This is a genomic window from Thermoactinomyces intermedius (assembly GCF_013912365.1).
GTDB classification, from domain to species: Bacteria; Bacillota; Bacilli; order Thermoactinomycetales; family Thermoactinomycetaceae; genus Thermoactinomyces; species Thermoactinomyces intermedius.
In genome coordinates this window covers 1-16,628 of the sequence record NZ_JACETT010000028.1, presented here as the reverse complement: position 1 = coordinate 16,628, position 16,628 = coordinate 1, and the positions used below count along the sequence as shown (strand labels likewise).

The 16,628-nt window shown below is 40.5% G+C and carries 20 protein-coding genes; 1 reads left to right on the top strand and 19 read right to left on the bottom strand.

From position 1 onward, the window contains the following. Positions 1-83 precede the first annotated feature (83 nt). The 3 genes from tnpB to H1R82_RS07205 are packed head-to-tail and all read right to left on the bottom strand — an operon-like array spanning position 84 to position 2,081. Positions 84-1,205 (bottom strand): IS200/IS605 family element RNA-guided endonuclease TnpB, encoded by a 1,122-nt coding sequence (gene tnpB, locus H1R82_RS07215; protein ID WP_181729179.1) that lies wholly within the window; start codon positions 1,203-1,205, stop codon positions 84-86. 55 nt (positions 1,206-1,260) lie between these two features. Further along, positions 1,261-1,911, bottom strand: coding sequence for a 3'-5' exonuclease (locus tag H1R82_RS07210; RefSeq protein WP_181729180.1), 651 nt, complete (start codon positions 1,909-1,911; stop codon positions 1,261-1,263). Further along, entirely contained in the window at positions 1,911-2,081 is a 171-nt protein-coding gene (locus H1R82_RS07205; protein ID WP_181729181.1) for a hypothetical protein, read from the bottom strand. Before H1R82_RS07205 ends, H1R82_RS07210 begins: the two co-directional genes overlap by 1 nt. A gap of 100 nt (positions 2,082-2,181) precedes the next feature. Between H1R82_RS07205 and H1R82_RS07200 the strand changes: the two genes are divergently transcribed. Beyond that, positions 2,182-2,574, top strand: coding sequence for a hypothetical protein (locus H1R82_RS07200; protein WP_181729182.1), 393 nt, complete (start codon positions 2,182-2,184; stop codon positions 2,572-2,574). Between the two features lie 42 nt (positions 2,575-2,616). Here the strand turns inward: H1R82_RS07200 and H1R82_RS07195 are convergent, their stop codons facing one another. From H1R82_RS07195 to H1R82_RS07120, 16 genes are all read right to left on the bottom strand, one after another. Next, entirely contained in the window at positions 2,617-3,159 is a 543-nt protein-coding gene (locus H1R82_RS07195; RefSeq protein WP_181729183.1) for an AAA family ATPase, read from the bottom strand. Between the two features lie 237 nt (positions 3,160-3,396). Next, positions 3,397-4,149, bottom strand: a complete 753-nt coding sequence (gene thyX / locus H1R82_RS07190; protein WP_181729184.1) for an FAD-dependent thymidylate synthase — start codon at positions 4,147-4,149, stop codon at positions 3,397-3,399. Then, on the bottom strand, positions 4,139-4,759 hold the full coding sequence (locus H1R82_RS07185; RefSeq protein ID WP_181729185.1) for a Mom family adenine methylcarbamoylation protein: 621 nt from the start codon (positions 4,757-4,759) through the stop codon (positions 4,139-4,141). Before H1R82_RS07185 ends, thyX begins: the two co-directional genes overlap by 11 nt. Next, positions 4,749-5,276 carry a hypothetical protein gene (locus H1R82_RS07180; RefSeq protein WP_181729186.1) on the bottom strand — a complete coding sequence of 176 codons (528 nt, stop codon included), beginning with the start codon at positions 5,274-5,276 and terminating at the stop codon, positions 4,749-4,751. The genes H1R82_RS07185 and H1R82_RS07180 overlap by 11 nt, the downstream gene beginning before the upstream one ends. A 90-nt stretch (positions 5,277-5,366) precedes the next feature. Further along, the gene (locus H1R82_RS07175) at positions 5,367-6,107 is read right to left on the bottom strand and encodes a GIY-YIG nuclease family protein (protein ID WP_181729187.1); all 741 of its coding nucleotides are present in this window, start codon (positions 6,105-6,107) and stop codon (positions 5,367-5,369) included. Further along, positions 6,061-6,537, bottom strand: a complete 477-nt coding sequence (dut, locus tag H1R82_RS07170; RefSeq protein WP_181729188.1) for a dUTP diphosphatase — start codon at positions 6,535-6,537, stop codon at positions 6,061-6,063. The genes H1R82_RS07175 and dut overlap by 47 nt, the downstream gene beginning before the upstream one ends. After that, positions 6,521-6,796: a hypothetical protein gene (locus H1R82_RS07165; RefSeq protein ID WP_181729189.1), complete on the bottom strand. Its 276-nt coding sequence runs from the start codon at positions 6,794-6,796 to the stop codon at positions 6,521-6,523. The genes dut and H1R82_RS07165 overlap by 17 nt, the downstream gene beginning before the upstream one ends. Next, positions 6,793-6,942, bottom strand: coding sequence for a hypothetical protein (locus H1R82_RS07160; RefSeq protein ID WP_181729190.1), 150 nt, complete (start codon positions 6,940-6,942; stop codon positions 6,793-6,795). The genes H1R82_RS07165 and H1R82_RS07160 overlap by 4 nt, the downstream gene beginning before the upstream one ends. 171 nt (positions 6,943-7,113) lie before the next feature. Continuing rightward, on the bottom strand, positions 7,114-9,165 hold the full coding sequence (nrdJ, locus tag H1R82_RS07155; protein WP_181729191.1) for a ribonucleoside-triphosphate reductase, adenosylcobalamin-dependent: 2,052 nt from the start codon (positions 9,163-9,165) through the stop codon (positions 7,114-7,116). 12 nt (positions 9,166-9,177) lie between these two features. Further along, a complete protein-coding gene (locus tag H1R82_RS07150) occupies positions 9,178-9,654 on the bottom strand; it encodes a crossover junction endodeoxyribonuclease RuvC (RefSeq protein WP_181729192.1) in 477 nt (158 codons plus the stop codon). Beyond that, on the bottom strand, positions 9,642-10,739 hold the full coding sequence (locus H1R82_RS07145) for a hypothetical protein (RefSeq protein WP_181729193.1): 1,098 nt from the start codon (positions 10,737-10,739) through the stop codon (positions 9,642-9,644). Before H1R82_RS07145 ends, H1R82_RS07150 begins: the two co-directional genes overlap by 13 nt. 92 nt (positions 10,740-10,831) lie before the next feature. Beyond that, complete coding sequence (locus H1R82_RS07140) at positions 10,832-11,878, bottom strand: DNA polymerase (RefSeq protein WP_181729194.1); 1,047 nt, start codon at positions 11,876-11,878, stop codon at positions 10,832-10,834. Next, positions 11,871-12,071, bottom strand: coding sequence for a hypothetical protein (locus tag H1R82_RS07135; RefSeq protein WP_181729195.1), 201 nt, complete (start codon positions 12,069-12,071; stop codon positions 11,871-11,873). The genes H1R82_RS07140 and H1R82_RS07135 overlap by 8 nt, the downstream gene beginning before the upstream one ends. Positions 12,072-12,083: 12 nt before the next feature. After that, a complete protein-coding gene (locus tag H1R82_RS07130) occupies positions 12,084-13,862 on the bottom strand; it encodes a bifunctional 3'-5' exonuclease/DNA polymerase family protein (RefSeq protein ID WP_232333819.1) in 1,779 nt (592 codons plus the stop codon). A gap of 964 nt (positions 13,863-14,826) precedes the next feature. Further along, positions 14,827-15,216, bottom strand: a complete 390-nt coding sequence (locus H1R82_RS07125; RefSeq protein ID WP_181729196.1) for a hypothetical protein — start codon at positions 15,214-15,216, stop codon at positions 14,827-14,829. A 579-nt stretch (positions 15,217-15,795) separates the two neighbouring features. Then, a complete protein-coding gene (locus H1R82_RS07120; RefSeq protein ID WP_181729197.1) occupies positions 15,796-16,563 on the bottom strand; it encodes a hypothetical protein in 768 nt (255 codons plus the stop codon). Between the last annotated feature and the right edge of the window lie 65 nt (positions 16,564-16,628).

Below are 16,628 nucleotides of genomic sequence, written 5' to 3'. Positions count from 1 at the left end.
AATGTGCAACTTTCTTTTGAACTACCACTAGGCTAAAGCCATAGTGGATTCCTAGGTAGAAGGTTCTAACGAACCTTAATTTACTAGGCTATCCCCGTAGTTCCTACGGTTAGAAGCCTTATGGCTTCATTTTTGATATTTATACTTGCGTTAATATCTCGGTCATGACGGGTATGGCAATTAGGACACTCCCATTCACGCAATCCAAGATTTTTAACGTCTTTATTTTTATATCCACAACATGAACAAAGCTGACTGGACGGAAAATTTTTCGCTACCGTTACAACTTCTTTGCCGTACCATTTCGCTTTGTATTCCAACATCGTTCTAAATTGTGACCATGATACTTCACTAATAGCTTTGGCTAATTTATGGTTTTTCAACATATTAGATACTTGCAAATCTTCAATACCGATAATGTCGTGGTTTTTGACAATCTCGGTAGAGATTTTGTGCAAGTAATCATTTCTTGCATCTGTAATTTTTTCGTGAATACGAGCAACTTTAATTCGCTGTTTGTTCCAATTAGAACCTCCTTTTTTACGTCTTGATAGAATCCGTTGTGCTTTTGCTAATTTCTTTTCTAATTTACGTAACCATTTTGGGTTTTCGTATTTTGTTCCATCTGAAAGAATAGCAAAATCCTTTAATCCAACATCAATTCCAACTGCCGAGTTAGTTTTAGGTAACTCTTGTACTTCTGTTTCAACAAGAATTGAAATAAAATATTTGCCTGTTGGATTTCGTCTAATTGTTGCATTGAGAATACGACCTTCTACTTCACGACTCTTTGCAAAACGAATCCATCCAAGTTTAGGCAATTTGATTTTATTACCATCAATAGCAATATTGCCATTTGTATGTTTTGTCGTGTAAGACTGAACAGGATTTTTCTTGGACTTAAAACGTGGTTTATTGTTTTGTTTCTTGAAGAAACGAGAATAAGCATCAGCGAGATTTTTTAATGACGATTGAATCGCAATACTATCTACTTCTTTTAGCCAAGTTAACTCTTTTTTTAGCTGCGTTAACTGAGCAGAACAAGAATTATAAGTTAATCCTTTTCCTGTTTCTTTGTAAGCATTATCCCATTTTGCTAAAAAATGATTAAATACAAATCGAGAACAACCAAATGTCTTATTAATTAATATTTCTTGTTCTTTGTTTGGATAGATTCTAAATTTATATGCTTTATTCACAATCATTGATTTTCACCTCCCTTTTGTATATGCTATAAGCCTAAAGGCGTAGGTTTTTCCCCTACGCCAAATTTGAGAATGGAATTAAATGTGAAACTTTCTTATACATTACTTCCGTCGAGTAAGGAACATATCTCAAGCCCCGCTCTCCAATCACAAGAGTATTTAGCACTTTTTGCAAATTATCCTCAGTCCAAATTTCCGACTCTTCCCTATTCAACAAAAAGAAAAGCTCATGGAAAACAAGCCATGTAGCCCGCGCATCATTCAAGGCACGGTGGGGAGCTTTATTATTAATTTCGTAGCGTTTGCATAAAGCCTTTAAACTCGTGCTTACGTTTGGATTTACCATGTATGCCATTGACTTGGTGTCAATAAAGTCATTTTCTAACTCGTGGTAACGAGCAATGAAACTTAAGTCAAATGGTAAGTGATGTCCTAAAATAATGGAGTTGCCTACAAAGTCAACTAATTCTTTTACCGCCTCTTCCTCTGACTTTCCACTTTCCAAATCTTCACGTCTGATTCCCGTCAGCATTGAAATGTTAGCTGGCAAATCACCCTCATTTAGTTTTACGAGTGTATGATATTCGCCTAAAACCTCATAGCTGTTCGGGTCAAACTTAACTGCTCCGATTTCGATAATTTGGTCTTTAACCGGGTTAAGCCCTGTAGTCTCCAAATCCAACACAACAAAGGGTTTCTTAATCATTAAACATCACTCCTTTCGACTTTTTCAGCAAGAAGCTTTCCAAGGAGGTCAAACAAAATCTCTGTATCGACTAAAATTTCATATGGAACATTACCTAGGTCGTTAATTAGTGCTTGTACTTCCTGTTCGGACAACTCAAAAGTGAAGATTTTTCTGCTTGTAATTTTCACAATAATCATCTCCTTTAAATGTTTATCTTGACATTCAAATCGAAAATAGTTAATATAGTCGCTGACGTCGATTTAGAAAATTTAATTAGGAGGAAATCTTATGCCAATTGAAGTTTATTCCGATGATGATATTAGAAAAACGTCAGACATTATCGTAACACTCGATTCTTCCCGCCGTTTGTACTTGAGCAAACAGGCTCAGGAGTTCTTCGGAATCAAAGATACTGTCGCACCTTTCAAGGTTTATCTTGGTTATGACAGTGTTAACCATCGGATTTGTTTTGCTAAGCCTGAAATTGTTAAGATTCCCGGCAAGAATCCGATAACCTTTGGGAAGTTCCGCTTCATCAGTGCACGGAAATTCATTGACCGATTCAAAATCGATATTTCTAACGCTCCCATCCATTATGAATATGTCGGGAAAGATGGTGATTGGTATTGCTTCCAAGAAAGAGGCTTTGCCGCTCCTGACTTGGAAAACATTAAAGGGTAAGAAGACATCCGAGTTGTTGGATGTCTTTTTACTATACTTAAGTCAAGGAAGTCTCCAAGAGTTTAATTTGTTTGCGTAAGAATTAATAAGCATCAGTACTTGCACAACTAACGCTTCATAATCTCCGTTATTGTCGATGAGTTGGTCATATGGTATATCGTCCACCGCCAACTCGGTCTCGTGACGTAAATCCTCAGGTTGGAAGTTGTCGCCTCTAGCTTTTAGCCTTTCCAGTCTCACATCATCGTCCGCATGCACTTTGACGATGACGAATCCTTTTCGCTTACAAAACTCATACTCGTTCATCTGTCGAAGGTCTGTAATAACCACTCTTTCTCCCGCTTGTTCCAGCTTCTTATCAAGGTGCTTAATCCAAACCTCCTCATCAAATTTGCGGCATAATTGACCTAGTTCTTGGAGTCTCCGGCGATTTTTGACCTTGCTCTCTCCGAAAATCTGACGGTCAAACTCCTTCAATGCATCTGCAAACGCTAGTCTTTCAAATCCGCAATTTTCTACTAACAAATCAGCTACGCTATCTTTTCCAGCACCAGCTTTTCCGGTTAGTGCGATTCTCATTTCCATGCAGTCTCCTCCTTTAATTCTTTTCATCTAACGTAGTGGGCGAGTGAGTACCCTAAGTGGACATTCAAGAAAAAAATTTTTTCTAAGAACAAAAAAGGCACGTACCGAATGTGGTACATGCCTTGTTCCTACTTTGTTTTTAGCTTGTCAAAAATCATTCTGAAACAACCGCTTTTGATAGTCAGAAGGTTTATTGGTCTTTTCCAGATTGAAGGCGTTTTAATCGCAGGCACACAATTATTTACCTCCTTTTATTTTCTCGAAAAACGGTTCTAACCAATTTTCAACTTTCGTTACTTCCTCCCGTAATTGTTCAGCAAGCTGCTTAATTTCCCATTGAGCATGTGTGTTTTCGTTCCTTTTGCTGTAAAAGTCCAAAAGCGCTCTTAAATTAGCGGTCATAACCAAGTTACAGGTAACGCCATTACTCAGTACATAGCGGGCATCTTCTGCAGGGATGCCCAATTTTCGCAGATTATCATAAGCTCTTTGCATTTCTTCAGTGAAGTTACTATAGATAGATAACGCCTCTGGGTTGTCTTCAATCGTATGTGGAATAACATACCCAGCACCGCCAGAACGGTCATTCGAACCAAATTTTGTGAACCGTTGAGACTGGACAGAATAACTAAAGCCAATTCTATGCCGTGTAAGTTGAGCTAGCAGAGAACGGCTTACACCCTCGATAGCAAATGTAAAGGAAAGATGTTCCATCGTGCTAAGATGTCCGGAGTTTATGATATGTCGGATAAGTCTGTCCGCTTCCGTTCCGCCTTTCCCGTCGGTTGCCTGCTTCTCAAAGTACTTTTCATACTCGGAATTCAAAATGTCACTAGGCAGTAAGTGGCTGTAACAAGTCCGGATGGCGGTGAGTGCTACCGCTTGGCCGTCTGTCATTTTTTCACTCAAGTATCCCTCAGCTGTTGTATCATTTAATTTACCCATAAAGTCCATAGCTAGCTGGGTGTGGGCAATTAATTTAACGTTCATATCCATCACCCTTTCCTTTCTTCTTTCTCCTTGCCTCAAGGTCATACAAATAGCGATGCTTACCCTTTGTTCTGGTATAGGTAGCATCGCCACGTTCTAAGGCTTCCCGCAACCGTTGAGCAAATGGTTTTAATTTACCTTTGTATTTTGTTCTAATCGCTTTATCGTGATATCTCTTTCCTTGATATAAAATAACCCTTCCCGTACTCGTTTTTCCTAAATATTCAAAGTTTGTTGCCCGGTATATAATCCCACTATGACCATAATCCATATCCGCATAACTAATGACCTTTTTTACCTCCGTGTTATTCAACAGCCACCTCAAACATTGACCTATAAAGTAACTTTCCGTATTCTTCGGCGTGTCATCAATACAGCATAGACGTCGTAATTCTAACAAATCCTCTTCACGACTCACGTACTTTTTCCACACGTTAGCCATAGCAACGCCACCGAAGATGGCGGCTCCGATTATTTCCCCGTCGTACAGCAATTTGAAACAGTATCGACTACGCACGCCGTTAATGCCGCCTGAATAGTGCCATTTTGTGATGAAATCTCGTACCTCGCTAACATCACACAACTCAACCGACATATCTTTAATTCTCACCTACTGCCGCCTCCTCGTTGACAGAGTCAACTTCGTCAACAGAGACATCAATATTTAAAACTTGACAATCTTTTTTCAGCACCTCCCACGGAACGGGAATTCCAAATGTCATATATCCTTTGTTCCTAACCGGACGTTGACGATACTCGAACAACCAATACGGAATCTTTGAACGTAAATACTCCGGCTTTAAAAGCAATGCTTGTTTATAACCCGGAACATAGTAAACAACATAATCAGCCTGCGTCTTAACTGCCCAACCAGGAGCACCAGATTTATTTGATGATACAGTTTCAATAAAAACATTACCGGTTCGTGCAGTTAAAGCATCCGTTTTATATTCAACATTCACTTCTTTTCCGTCTTTCACGAAGATACGGTCAATACCTCGTCTTTGCTCCTTCATTGTCACATTTTTAATTTCATATCCCTTTTCAGCAAAGAACGCATCCAATGTTTCCTCTCCCAACTCTCCGACCTTCAATTGTGCTTGGAATCCGTAAGTTTTTTGTGCCATTTTGCCTCTCCCTTTCTCTCTGATTTTTTGCGATAAAAAAGAACCCGCAGTGATGCAGGCTCTTTTGTTCAAATTCTCTTGTCGTCGTGTTTACTTTCCGGTACTACCGAAGCCACCGCCTCGGTCAAAACCTTCGTCGAAATCGTCAACTTCTTTAGTTTGTCCAACAGCTTTTACATACTTCCCATGCCTGTAGTTGGGATTAGATTTGCCAGTGAATTTTTGCTTGCGGTATTTTGCAGAACACGCTCTGCTACAGCACTTTCTTTTCTTCAACTGGCTTGGTTTAACTTTAAATACCGAATGACAAATAGGACATTCAATCTCAACACTATTGCTGTACCTCCGCCTATTTAACTCAGCAAGACATTCCACAGAACAAGTGGTATAATATTTTGCTCTTGATTTGGGCACTCTCTCAGTACGACCACAATTTACACAAGTAACAGTAATCCGTTTGGAAAGTTTGGTTTCAATCATTTTTTGCTTTGCTTCTTCCGACAAAGGGACACCTCGTCTTGAGTAGGCATTGGGAAGAATGTTATAGCCAATATCTTCTTTATAAGGCTTTAATTCATCAAGCCAGAACTGTTCCCTATCTATAAGGTTGTTAACATCGTCAACAACTTCAATAATCGAAAAGGAAAAAGCCTCTTTTCCATATTTGTCCCAAGAGGCTTGTAAATGCGGGCTGTGGTGGGTTCCAGCATTTAAACTTTTTTTATGTTCCTTCCATCTTCGTTCTATATTCGCTGAACTACCGACATAAATTTTATTAGTAATGTTATTCTTTATTAGATAAATTCCGGCAATTGATTCCTGTGCTCCCAAAGGCATCGCCTCCTCTTTCGGTTTCATCAAGTTCGTCAACTTCTTCAAAATTCACTGTAGTATACTTGGCAATGACCATTTGGGCGATGCGGTCACCATGGTTAACTTTAAAAGGGATATCACTGAAATTAACCAAAATCACGCCAACCTCTCCCCTATAGTCACAATCCACAGTGCCCGGTGAATTGGCGATTGTGATTCCGTGCTTTAACGCCAAACCGGAACGAGGTCTAATTTGCGCCTCATATCCTTCTGGCAATTGAATAGCAACTCCAGTACTAATTAACTTGCGTCCGCCGGGCTCAATGATAACGGGTTCCCTAAGGCAAGCATGAAGGTCAAGCCCGGCGGCTCCTTCAGTTTGATACTTCGGAATTATTGCTGTTGGATGCATTTTCTTAACTTTAAGAACCTTAACATCTTTCTTCATAACCCATCACCCCAAATTGATATTGATATAAAAACTCCTCAACTAACGCCAAGTCTTCAATGAAAGCATAGTTGTCAGTTGATGAGGCTTCATAGCTAACCCAGCTTGAAAATTCTTCAACCGTTGAAGTATCGCCAAATCGGTAAATATACTCATAAACAACGTCTCTAACAACAAACGCTTTATATTTAAACCTTCTAGAGGTATATATTTCTTCAACTTCGTCAATCCATTCCAAAAAATCACGGACAGTACTCATCTTTCCACTACCTCCTCAACCTTGCTTTGTCGGAAAATCTTTTCATTTCTCGTTAAGTTGATTTGACCGCCATAAACCATATCTAAGTATTCTTCTTCGTCAATTTCACCCATTACATAACGTTCGTATGCCTCGTTAATACCCATTGCAATCTCTCCTTATCTTTCTAGATTTTCTGTCTTTGGGGAGCCTCTTCTATCCCCTATTCACCTAACGTAGTGGGCAAAAGAAGTGCTAGATTGGACATTGGGATTGAAAAAATATAAAAAAAAAAAAAAAATCTCCCCACCGAACTTGGCAGGGAGAGGTATGTTGTATTATCTAATTGGGCACGCACCGCCTTCACAGCCTTCATTACCCAAATCAAAATCGTCCCCGTTTTCATATTTTTGTAATAGTTCGGGGTCAAATGGCTTCATCTTAGACTTAAGTTCTTGATATTGCTTCTTGTCTACTGTCTCATACGGTGCTAATTCGTAAACGTGGTTATCCAATTTCAAGAACGACACAGCCACCATGTCGTCCCAAAACTCCCAAACGTTTTTAACCACATCTTCCCATTCGCCATCTTTAATTGAGATAGTATTGCTACTATTGTGCTCAGTATAGTTTTCTTGGAATCTATAATAGGTTTCCAATTGCTCAATAGCAGTTACGTCATATTTAGTCCGGCTTACAGGTGATTTGACAGGGAAGTCAATTACCTTAGTTGTCACCGGAACATAACGACCATTTACAAACTCTCCTTGCCCAACTTCGTTATGAGTAGCCCAGCCAAGCTCTTCAACAGTTTTTAAGAGTGGGTCATGGGCGTTAATTCTAATGCGTCGGATATAGTGCGGAGCGTGCGTGTGATGTAATCCACTACTTACTCCGCCGCACAGTTGCGACAACGTTCCCTCAGGTTTAACAGTTGTTACAAGCAATGGACGGTTAAGTCCGAGTGAATCTGCATACTCGTCGGCTGACTTTCTTGCAACTTCTTTTAATTTTCTCAGCAATTCTGCCTCTTTCTTAGAATCATAACCTAAAGCTTCCATAGCATCTTTCCAACCAGTTAAACTACAACCCAGCAAACGGTCACGCTTTTGGATTTCATCCCATTTATGAAGTTCCAATGTGACATTGGTCATGCGGTAACTTGCCCTTGCGGATAAACGCTGAGCCTCTAAGAGTCCTCTCATATCCAATTTCCCATCTTTGACAAATGCCAGTACATTAACCGTTGTCAAGTTACACAAACCACGGGAATCCAGTAAGATTTCAAAGCAAGGATTAACTCCGTTGAAATTCGGGCGTCTTTTTTGAGCCGCCTCAGCATTTAAGAAGCAAGGCTCCCCTTCTTCCTTTAAGACATCAAATTGCCATTTTATTTTCTCCCAACTCGGCTTTGAAGTGTAATAAATACTGTTGTTAGACAGGAATCTATGGTATTTATCTGGGTACAGGTGAATATCTTTCTTCGCTAAAATCGTTTCTTCATCATCAGCATCTAGCAGTGCATTTTCTGCCGTTCTTCTTACTCCTCCAACTACAACATTTTCCCCGATGATATTACAGATATCTAAAATATGAATCGGACGAAGCTTTCCGTTAACTGGTTTAGGGGCAAATCGGTCTGTTGTCAAGACGTCATGAATCTTCTCAAACATGTTTTTCAGGGATTCATGCCCTGAGGCAGTACCACCGAACGTCTCCAACCTCTCACCTTTCGGTCTAACGTCGTCAAAATCAATTAACACGCTTTGTACATTTCTATATTTTTTGTCCCAGAACAGACGCAGATAGAAAGATAGAGACTGCACCCATCCCTCTTTTGAGTCGCCAACCTTGATAATTGCTTTATCCCCTTCAAATGCCAAAGACGTGTGTTCAGCCCGTTTATGTTTTGGTGTCGGGTTGTATGGTTTGAATTCTGTCGGTAAATGTGTACGCACACGGGGCAGTTTATCAACGTCACTTTTCAAGATTCTAAAGCCTGTACCGGTACCAAGCATCAACAAATAAAATATATCGTCAATAGCTTCAAAATCGTCAACAACAACAAAAGAACAATTAAAATTTGCCATTGGGAATTTCTTAGCGGCTTCGGTTCCCCCAATCCACAAAGTTCTCCCGCTCAGAAATTGACGAAGGTTAAAGATGTTGTCAAATAGCTTCTCAGCTTCTTCCTTCGTGACTGCATCAACAAGAGAACAATTATACTCAACTGCTCTTGTAACTGTTTCTTTCCAAGTTTCCCGTCTTTTTAACTCAGGAATCCATCTTGAATATGTGCGGTAATAAACAAACTTTCCTAATTCGTCCATATGCCTAGGGAAATCAGGATATTTTGCTAAGAAATCTTTAGTCAGTAATTGTTTGCTCATATAATCAACCCCTTACAGATATTTATTTTGAATCAAATAAGCCAATGCCACAGCACAGGCATCAGATTCATCATCAGTTTGAAATTTATAATCAGACGGAAGGCTTAGCCATTTCTTAACTGATTCTTGAACATCTTCCTTTGAAGCCTTTCCGTCACCAGTACATAGCTTTTTAACTGTTGTTGGCGGAATTTCTTCCATTTCCCCCAGAGTGAACAGCACAGCCCCAACTGTCCGCTCTAATATCTTCGTTGTCCGATTATGGCGGACGAAGCTGTTTTCTCTTACTTTTACATCGACATCATAGTCATATGTTAGGCTTTCTAAATGCGAGACAATTCTACGCATCTTCTGTATTTGGGAGTGCTTATTGTTGGCTTTAATGCTTCCGCACTCCAATAACTTAACTTTCTTATCCTTCACTTCCAGCACGGCAAAGCCAGGGCTAGAAAGTGATATATCCAACCCTAAAACCGTTAGCTTTCCCATGGCAACCCACCTCCCTTAACCTCGTCGATGTGCTTTAGAATATCCCGCAAGGTTTCGAGTTTGGTTTTCAAGCCCCTAGAAACCTTAGAAGATTTACTTAGTCCAAACATCGTTTCCTCGTACATATCCCTAATCTCTTTAACTTCGCCATCAGTGAGAGAGATAATGCAAGCATGCTTATAGTTGTTGAATACCCACTTATCAATGTCGAGCTTAGGAGGGTTGCCCTCTTTAACCGCTTTGACTATCGCACTAAAACGGTCAAGAAGTTGCTCTCTGTCTTCCTCAGTCACTCGCACATAAAAAGCCCGAATATCCGGGTACTTGTCGTACTCTTCGTGACTCATAAGCCAATCCTTCTTAGACAGGTTTCCATATAAAATAATAAACTCATCAATACCGTAAAGAAGTGAATAGCCAACAAGCTGAAGTACGTGGCTTTCAGACGGGCTTTTCATCGAAAAATGCGATGTTCTTGAGTAAGAAGTTTGTTTAGACTTGATTTCAAGCCCGACAATACTTCCATCTTTATATTTCAAGATTCCGTCAGGCATTCCCATCAGATTAACTTCCACGCCGTTCCAAACAATTGTCTTAGAACGCTTTACGAAGTCCTCCCATGCCGGGTATTTTTTAACTTCCTCCCCTAACTGTAATTCCACATAATGCGGCACAAATGGGGGATTTTCTCCAGTAGCTTGTTTGTAGTGCTTATGAATATACAAAAGTTCTTTCTGCACCATTTCACCAAACAGCGTCCCCATCCGTTGCCATCTGCCCCGATATGGGAGGTTTTCTGTCGTGTCTCGCTTCATGCCTTTTAGCTTGCAATATAACTCCCTAGGACAAGAGTTAGCGGATGATGGCGTAAAGTATTTCTTTTTGAAATCTGTATCAGTCGGATATAAAGCAATTTCAGCTTTTGTTTGAAAATAATAAGCCTCCAAGTTGGAGTCAGTTTTATTAGGTAATGAAAACCACGTGTCGAGCATCGAAATAAAGTCACTTACCAACTGGTTTCCTCTTTCCTCAAATTTTCGTTCCTGCAACTCTTTTTTCAGTTCTTCCGAAGTCTTTAGAAACATGTATACCTCCCCTTTCTAACTCTTTTCATCTAACGTATAGGGGACTGTAGGGTATGAAAGTAGACATGCAAAAATAAAAAACGGAGGTATTTTTACCCCCGGCTGAACCATTCTTCTGGCGAAACCTCTTCCATCCACTCGGTCATGATTACGGTGTCAGACTTGAGTGGAACAGAAAGTTTAACCGTTTTTGTCATAATATCGTTAACTAGCTGAATATTCTCAGGTGTAACGTCCTTCTCAGGCATTGAAATAATTAACTCGTCATGAATTGATGCATTCATTCTCCAGCCTTTCTCAAGGCAAACTTTATACATCCTAGCCCCGTTTTGCTTCAGTATATCACTACCCGTTCCCTGAATAACCGCATTGAATGCTTCCCGTTCATTTTTAGCCGCAAGTGCCTGTGGCTTCCTTAACTCCCGTATTTGTTCCTGAATTTTCTTAAACTGCTCTTGTTGAAGAGGTGTCGGTCTTTCGATTGAGAGAAGTTTCTTTCGTTTCTGGTAAAGCTCCCGTAACTTCGGCTCATTTTGTCTGATTTGTCTTTGGTAATATTGATATTTCGGGAAACGACGTTTTCTTCCGTAAAGTGTTTCCGTGAACCCATTCTTTCTCATAAAATCAATAGTGTCCTTAACCATGGTGGAGAAAGACGGGAAAGATTCTTCAAAGTTCTTGAAGAAGTCTTCCGCCACTTGCTCGGAAACATTCATTGTTTTAGCAAACGCCTTAGGTGTTTGTTGGTAAGAAACGGCAAGCACGCCTTGTTTCATCAGCTTCCTTGGTTGGAATGAGTTTGTAGGGTCGTAAGCCTTGTCGACACAATATTTCTCATCAAGATTAAATGTCCGCATTGCCATTGTCGTGTAAAGGTCTACACCTTCCACGAAGATGCTTCTTAAAGAATTGTCACCATACCGAGTATACATAATATGGCTTTGGATTCTAGGTTCAATCTGGGACAAATCCGCGCCCACAAACACCCAGCCTTTCGACGGGACGAAGCAACGGCGAACTTTTTCACCGTTGCCTTTTGACGGAATATTTTGGAGATTGGTTCCGCGTTGTTTCATGCGGTTATCTTTAACCAAGAAACGGACAACGTCAAGATAGTTATTATCGTTAACATTAATCATGATAAAACTCCCCTCTTTCCTTTTTTAACAACTCAACAAGCCTAAGCATTTTCCGCTCACAATCAGTACTACAAAAGTACTCAATATACATTGACTCGCCTTGTCTTACGTAAATATTAAAAGTACCATCGTCGTAATCTTTTTCCACCATTACGGCATGCTTAAGGTCTATATCTTTCGGCTCATTGTCCACTAGACACACCACCTACAATTTTTTAATATCGTCAAGAACAGCAACATCCCGTGCACGATAGGCATAAGACGAATACCTACCTGTTGCGGTTCCGCATGAATCAAACCTAGCTCTCAACTTGCCGTCCGGGTCAAGGGCTTTTGGAATTTTCTTCACGTAAGTTCCAAGAAGTTTTTCAAGTTCCGAAACCTTTCGCAAAGGCTCAAGCTCCGGGTAATCCTCGAAATAAGCCTCCAAAACGTCTTTGGAAACTGCTTTTTCTTTTCCCGGTTTATATTTAGGCGTGATATCCACAATATTCAAGTGTTCATAGATTAGATATTGGATGTGCCGATTGTTTGTTAAGACAAACTCGTGGAAGTAAAAAGGACAGTTTTGTGGTTTGATTTCTTCGACTTGCGACAACTCTTGCTTTGCCTTCTGTAATGCTTGTTGTGCTGTTTTGTACTTCTTCAAATTGGTTTTCCCTTGCTCCTCGCACTCCTTAATAATTTGCTTCTGTTTCTCAATCCGTTCCTTGAGCTTTTTCACCTTTGCTTTTTGCTTCTTCATCCAATCTTGAATCTTATCGCCTTGGATACTCATGTTCATTTTATAAAGCCAGGAATCATCAATATTAAAGGAATCAATTAAATCTTTCTTTGCTTGTTCCAACTCGGCTTCAAACTTTTCTTCAAGTTGTTTCATTTTATTCAAGTCAATCTCAAAACCAGTCTGGAACAGGAAAGCGTCAGTTTCCGGTAACTTACTGTCAACCGTGGAATAACATTTCCACAGGTTGTCAGTTTTCTGCATCATTTCAATTTGCCACTCTGTGAGTTTCCACCCGTATAAGACGTCTTTAATGGCGTATATTCCCACAAGCTCAATGTTAAACGGAGCAGGGGACGAGTTAGAGAATAAATCCTCAAACGTAAAGACGTCACCTTCAATTCCAAAGAATTTGCCGTACTTTTGGACGAGTGGCTTTAATCCGTATGATGATTCATGCTCATTCAAAATGTACATTGCATCGTGCGTATCAAAAACCGCTCCCCGGATGGTATATCCATCATTCTTTGTGATATTCAAGTCAAACCGGGCAGAACCCATATGAAAGGATTTTCCCTCCGTCTCAGCTTCCATATATGGCTTTAATGCTTCAATTACCTTTGAGCGGGTTAATTGCTTGGCGTCTTTCCGGTGTTGAAGCTCAGCCGGGATTTTCATACCGTTTACTTCATTAACTCCGTCGATATGGCCATAAGGAAGATAATAACCCTCATCCAATAGCGGAAGCCAACACGAAACGCCAATTGTTAGGTCAATAAAACTATCAACCCCGGTTGACTCATAGTCCCATGCAATTAGACTTTTCACGCCCAAATCGTCCCATTTGCCTGCCCATTTTTTACGTTGCAAGGTACACTCAGTACGAAGTCTTTTTAGGAATTTCAGAAGTTGGCTATCATCCGTCAGAATATAAAAATTTTTCGGTTTAGTTTCGATAACTTGACGTGCCCTTCGAATCCGCATCTTCTCCTCTCTTCTTTCTTCAATTCCCTGTCCAACCCGGAGAATTTGGGACTTTGTCAGTTTGCCTTCTAACTTGAGGCTTCCAGCTTCCAACTCCTCCTCAACTAACCGGAACAATTCTTCCTCTTTCTCGTTCAACTTAACCGAGTCTCGCAAATACTTAAGTTGTTCAAGAGGTGGCATATTTGCTGTTTCAACATCTTTCCGCACCTTCTCCACTCTCTCTTTCATTCCTTGGTTCAGCTTTTCGGGATGGAATTTCAATTTAATTTCCATTCAACAAAACCTCCTTATCCCTATTCACCTAACGTAGTGGGTGAGTGGGGGATAAGATTAGACATTCACGAAAAAACTTTTTTCAATACGAAAAAAAAAAGGGATAGCTAATCAGCTATCCCATTAGTAGATACTAGTCTCATCCTCGTTCAAAAGCCTAGCAAGAAGATAATACAGCTCATCTATTGCCGGGCATTCAGTATATTATTCATGAAGTTCGTCATACAGCTTATTCGCAAACCGTTTATTGAACTCTAATCGATAAGCGACTTCACGCTTTACCTCTGCATGAATGTTACCCATCCCCAACGCCTCCCTCAAGAGTTTGAATTGATAGGGTTAAACTCTATTTTTACACTCGGAACCTCGGTTGCATACGATTCCAATTCGATGGATTGCCAATGACGAACCCAATCGCCATTTAAATACACAAGTTCCAATAGGTGGTTTCCGTTGTCTTTCCGGTCAAACGAAATATACATGAAATTAGGCTTCTTGCTAAACTTGACCTCACAGGAACCATCTGGATTAACCCTCATGAATTCAACATTCGATGGTAAATTCATGTAACCACTCCCTCAGAAAATTTATTCAGACTTCGGAACTTCATCCGCCGCAGGCACTGCAATATATCTAGTGTTTACGTGCCCACCTTAATCCGTCCTTTATAGGTTTGTAAATGCTGGTTACCCAGACCATCTCCTCCAATTCGCCGTGGCGGAACTGTTCGATTTAGACGCCTTAACCTCATTTCTCCACGCTTCGTATTCCTCCATGGAAAAGTGATAATCAGTAGCGGTTCGAATTCCCCATTTAATATCTTCGTCGCTGTAATCAAATGGGTATTGCCCAGAGGAATTAAAATCATAGTTATAATCAAGATGAAGACTGAGAATCCATCCGTTTTCCAACGCAAAGCCAATGTCTATATACCCGCCGGTAAATAAGTACCTATAAAAGCGCCCTACCGTTTGGTAGGGTTTAATTTTACCAGCGTTAAAGGCGGTTTATCTTTCGACCTATACTTTTTTACATATCTGTTTGCTTCTTCGACTGTATACCAAATACGGATATTAACGTTATTCCACGATTCGCCCCGGTAATACTCGCCGGTTTCGTCAACGAATGCATATAACGGTTTTAATTCCGGCTCTACAGCTTCTACCATTGAAGCGCTATTGCTCGCTAAAAACTCCGCTATTTCCTTTAGTTTTTCTTCCGATGATTTCTGCAGCTCTTCCGAACTTAAAGAACAAACATACTGTTTATATTCTTCTTGCCGTTTTTTCAGCCTTTCCCTTGCCTGTTTTAGTCCTTTTTTTGTGGGGCGGTAAACGCTGTTTGTCTCACTCATTTTTAACGTCCCCTTTCTTTAATTTCCGGGTTATTGACCGGTCGGCGTGTCCGGCATCTCTGGTAACAGGCACTAATTAGATGTCGCATATCTCATCACACCCAACCGTACAGTCAGGAGCTACACATGCGACATCATGTTTTGCCTGCGCGTAGGGAACCTTTCCTACCTCAATAACCCGGTTATGTTTGGGGAGGGCATCGGGCATAGGGCACGCCACGGTTTCTTACTCCCTATGCCCTTATCGGGACGTGCCCACCTTTCGGCAGTATCTTTACAAACCGTGGAAAGTAGCCTACTTGGTTTTCCCCGTCGCCCAGAGTTAATGACGACTACGCATCCTAATAATCGACCAAAACGGTCGATGTTACAGATACGTAGGCGTAGCGCATAATGCGCTGAGCAACACAAGAACAAGTGGTTCCTGTACTGCTCGCCGCATTAGGCGGCTTAAAAAGGTTTAGAGGCTCACCTACGGCTAGCGGGGTGGTAACTCCCGCATCTCCACCGAAGGCGACGGCTACCTGTTCCGTCCTTAGCCGTTGGTGAACCGTCCAAACCTAAATATTCATATCAGATTTAGAAAGGCAAATCATCGTCACTAAGTTCAACGGATTTATTATCTTTACTGTCTTCAATAGATTCATCATTATCAAGAGGTTTTTCACCAATTCGTGTAACATCAAACCCAATTTTCATTAAGTCTTGAATTTGCTGTTCTCGTGATTTAGTGAAGAACACCTTTTCGAATAGTTCGTGATTAAACTTAGTTCCTTTTGCTTGTTCAAAGTTATTACGTTCGGTATCATTCAAACCCTTATTCAAATTGATAATCGGCTGTAATGTTACTGTCGTGCTGGTTCCAGTACCTTTTTTAGAGAGGACGAATGGGATATTTTCCAAATCTTCCTCATAATCAAGAATGGTATTTGCAATTGCCTCTCCTTGTGTCCGAGACAGGTCTACAACAATTTGATTTCCTGTAGACAAGTCTACGAAGCCAAACATCATACGTTTCTTAGCACGCAAGCCATTGGCGAGGCGTCGCATGGCTTCGGCTTCATCCTCTTTACCTTGAGCTTTAAGGTTCTCGGAATCCTCATACATAAGCGGAATTGCTTTATCAAAAAGGTCTTCTTGACCAGAATGTTTTAAGCACGGCATGGAGTAAACTCCGAAATTCGAACTTAAATAATAGTCTCCATGTTGCAAATACTCACCGAAATCCAAACCAAGAACGGCAACCTTAATTGAGTCGCCGGATTTTAAATACTTCAAAATTTCTTTGCGGTCTGTTTTTTGCTCTTCTTGAAGTGCTTCTTTACCTTGCCTAACAAAAATGCTCATTAAACATCACCTTTTCCTTTTTGTCTTATTTTGTTGGGGTACTCTTCTATCCCCTATTCACCTAA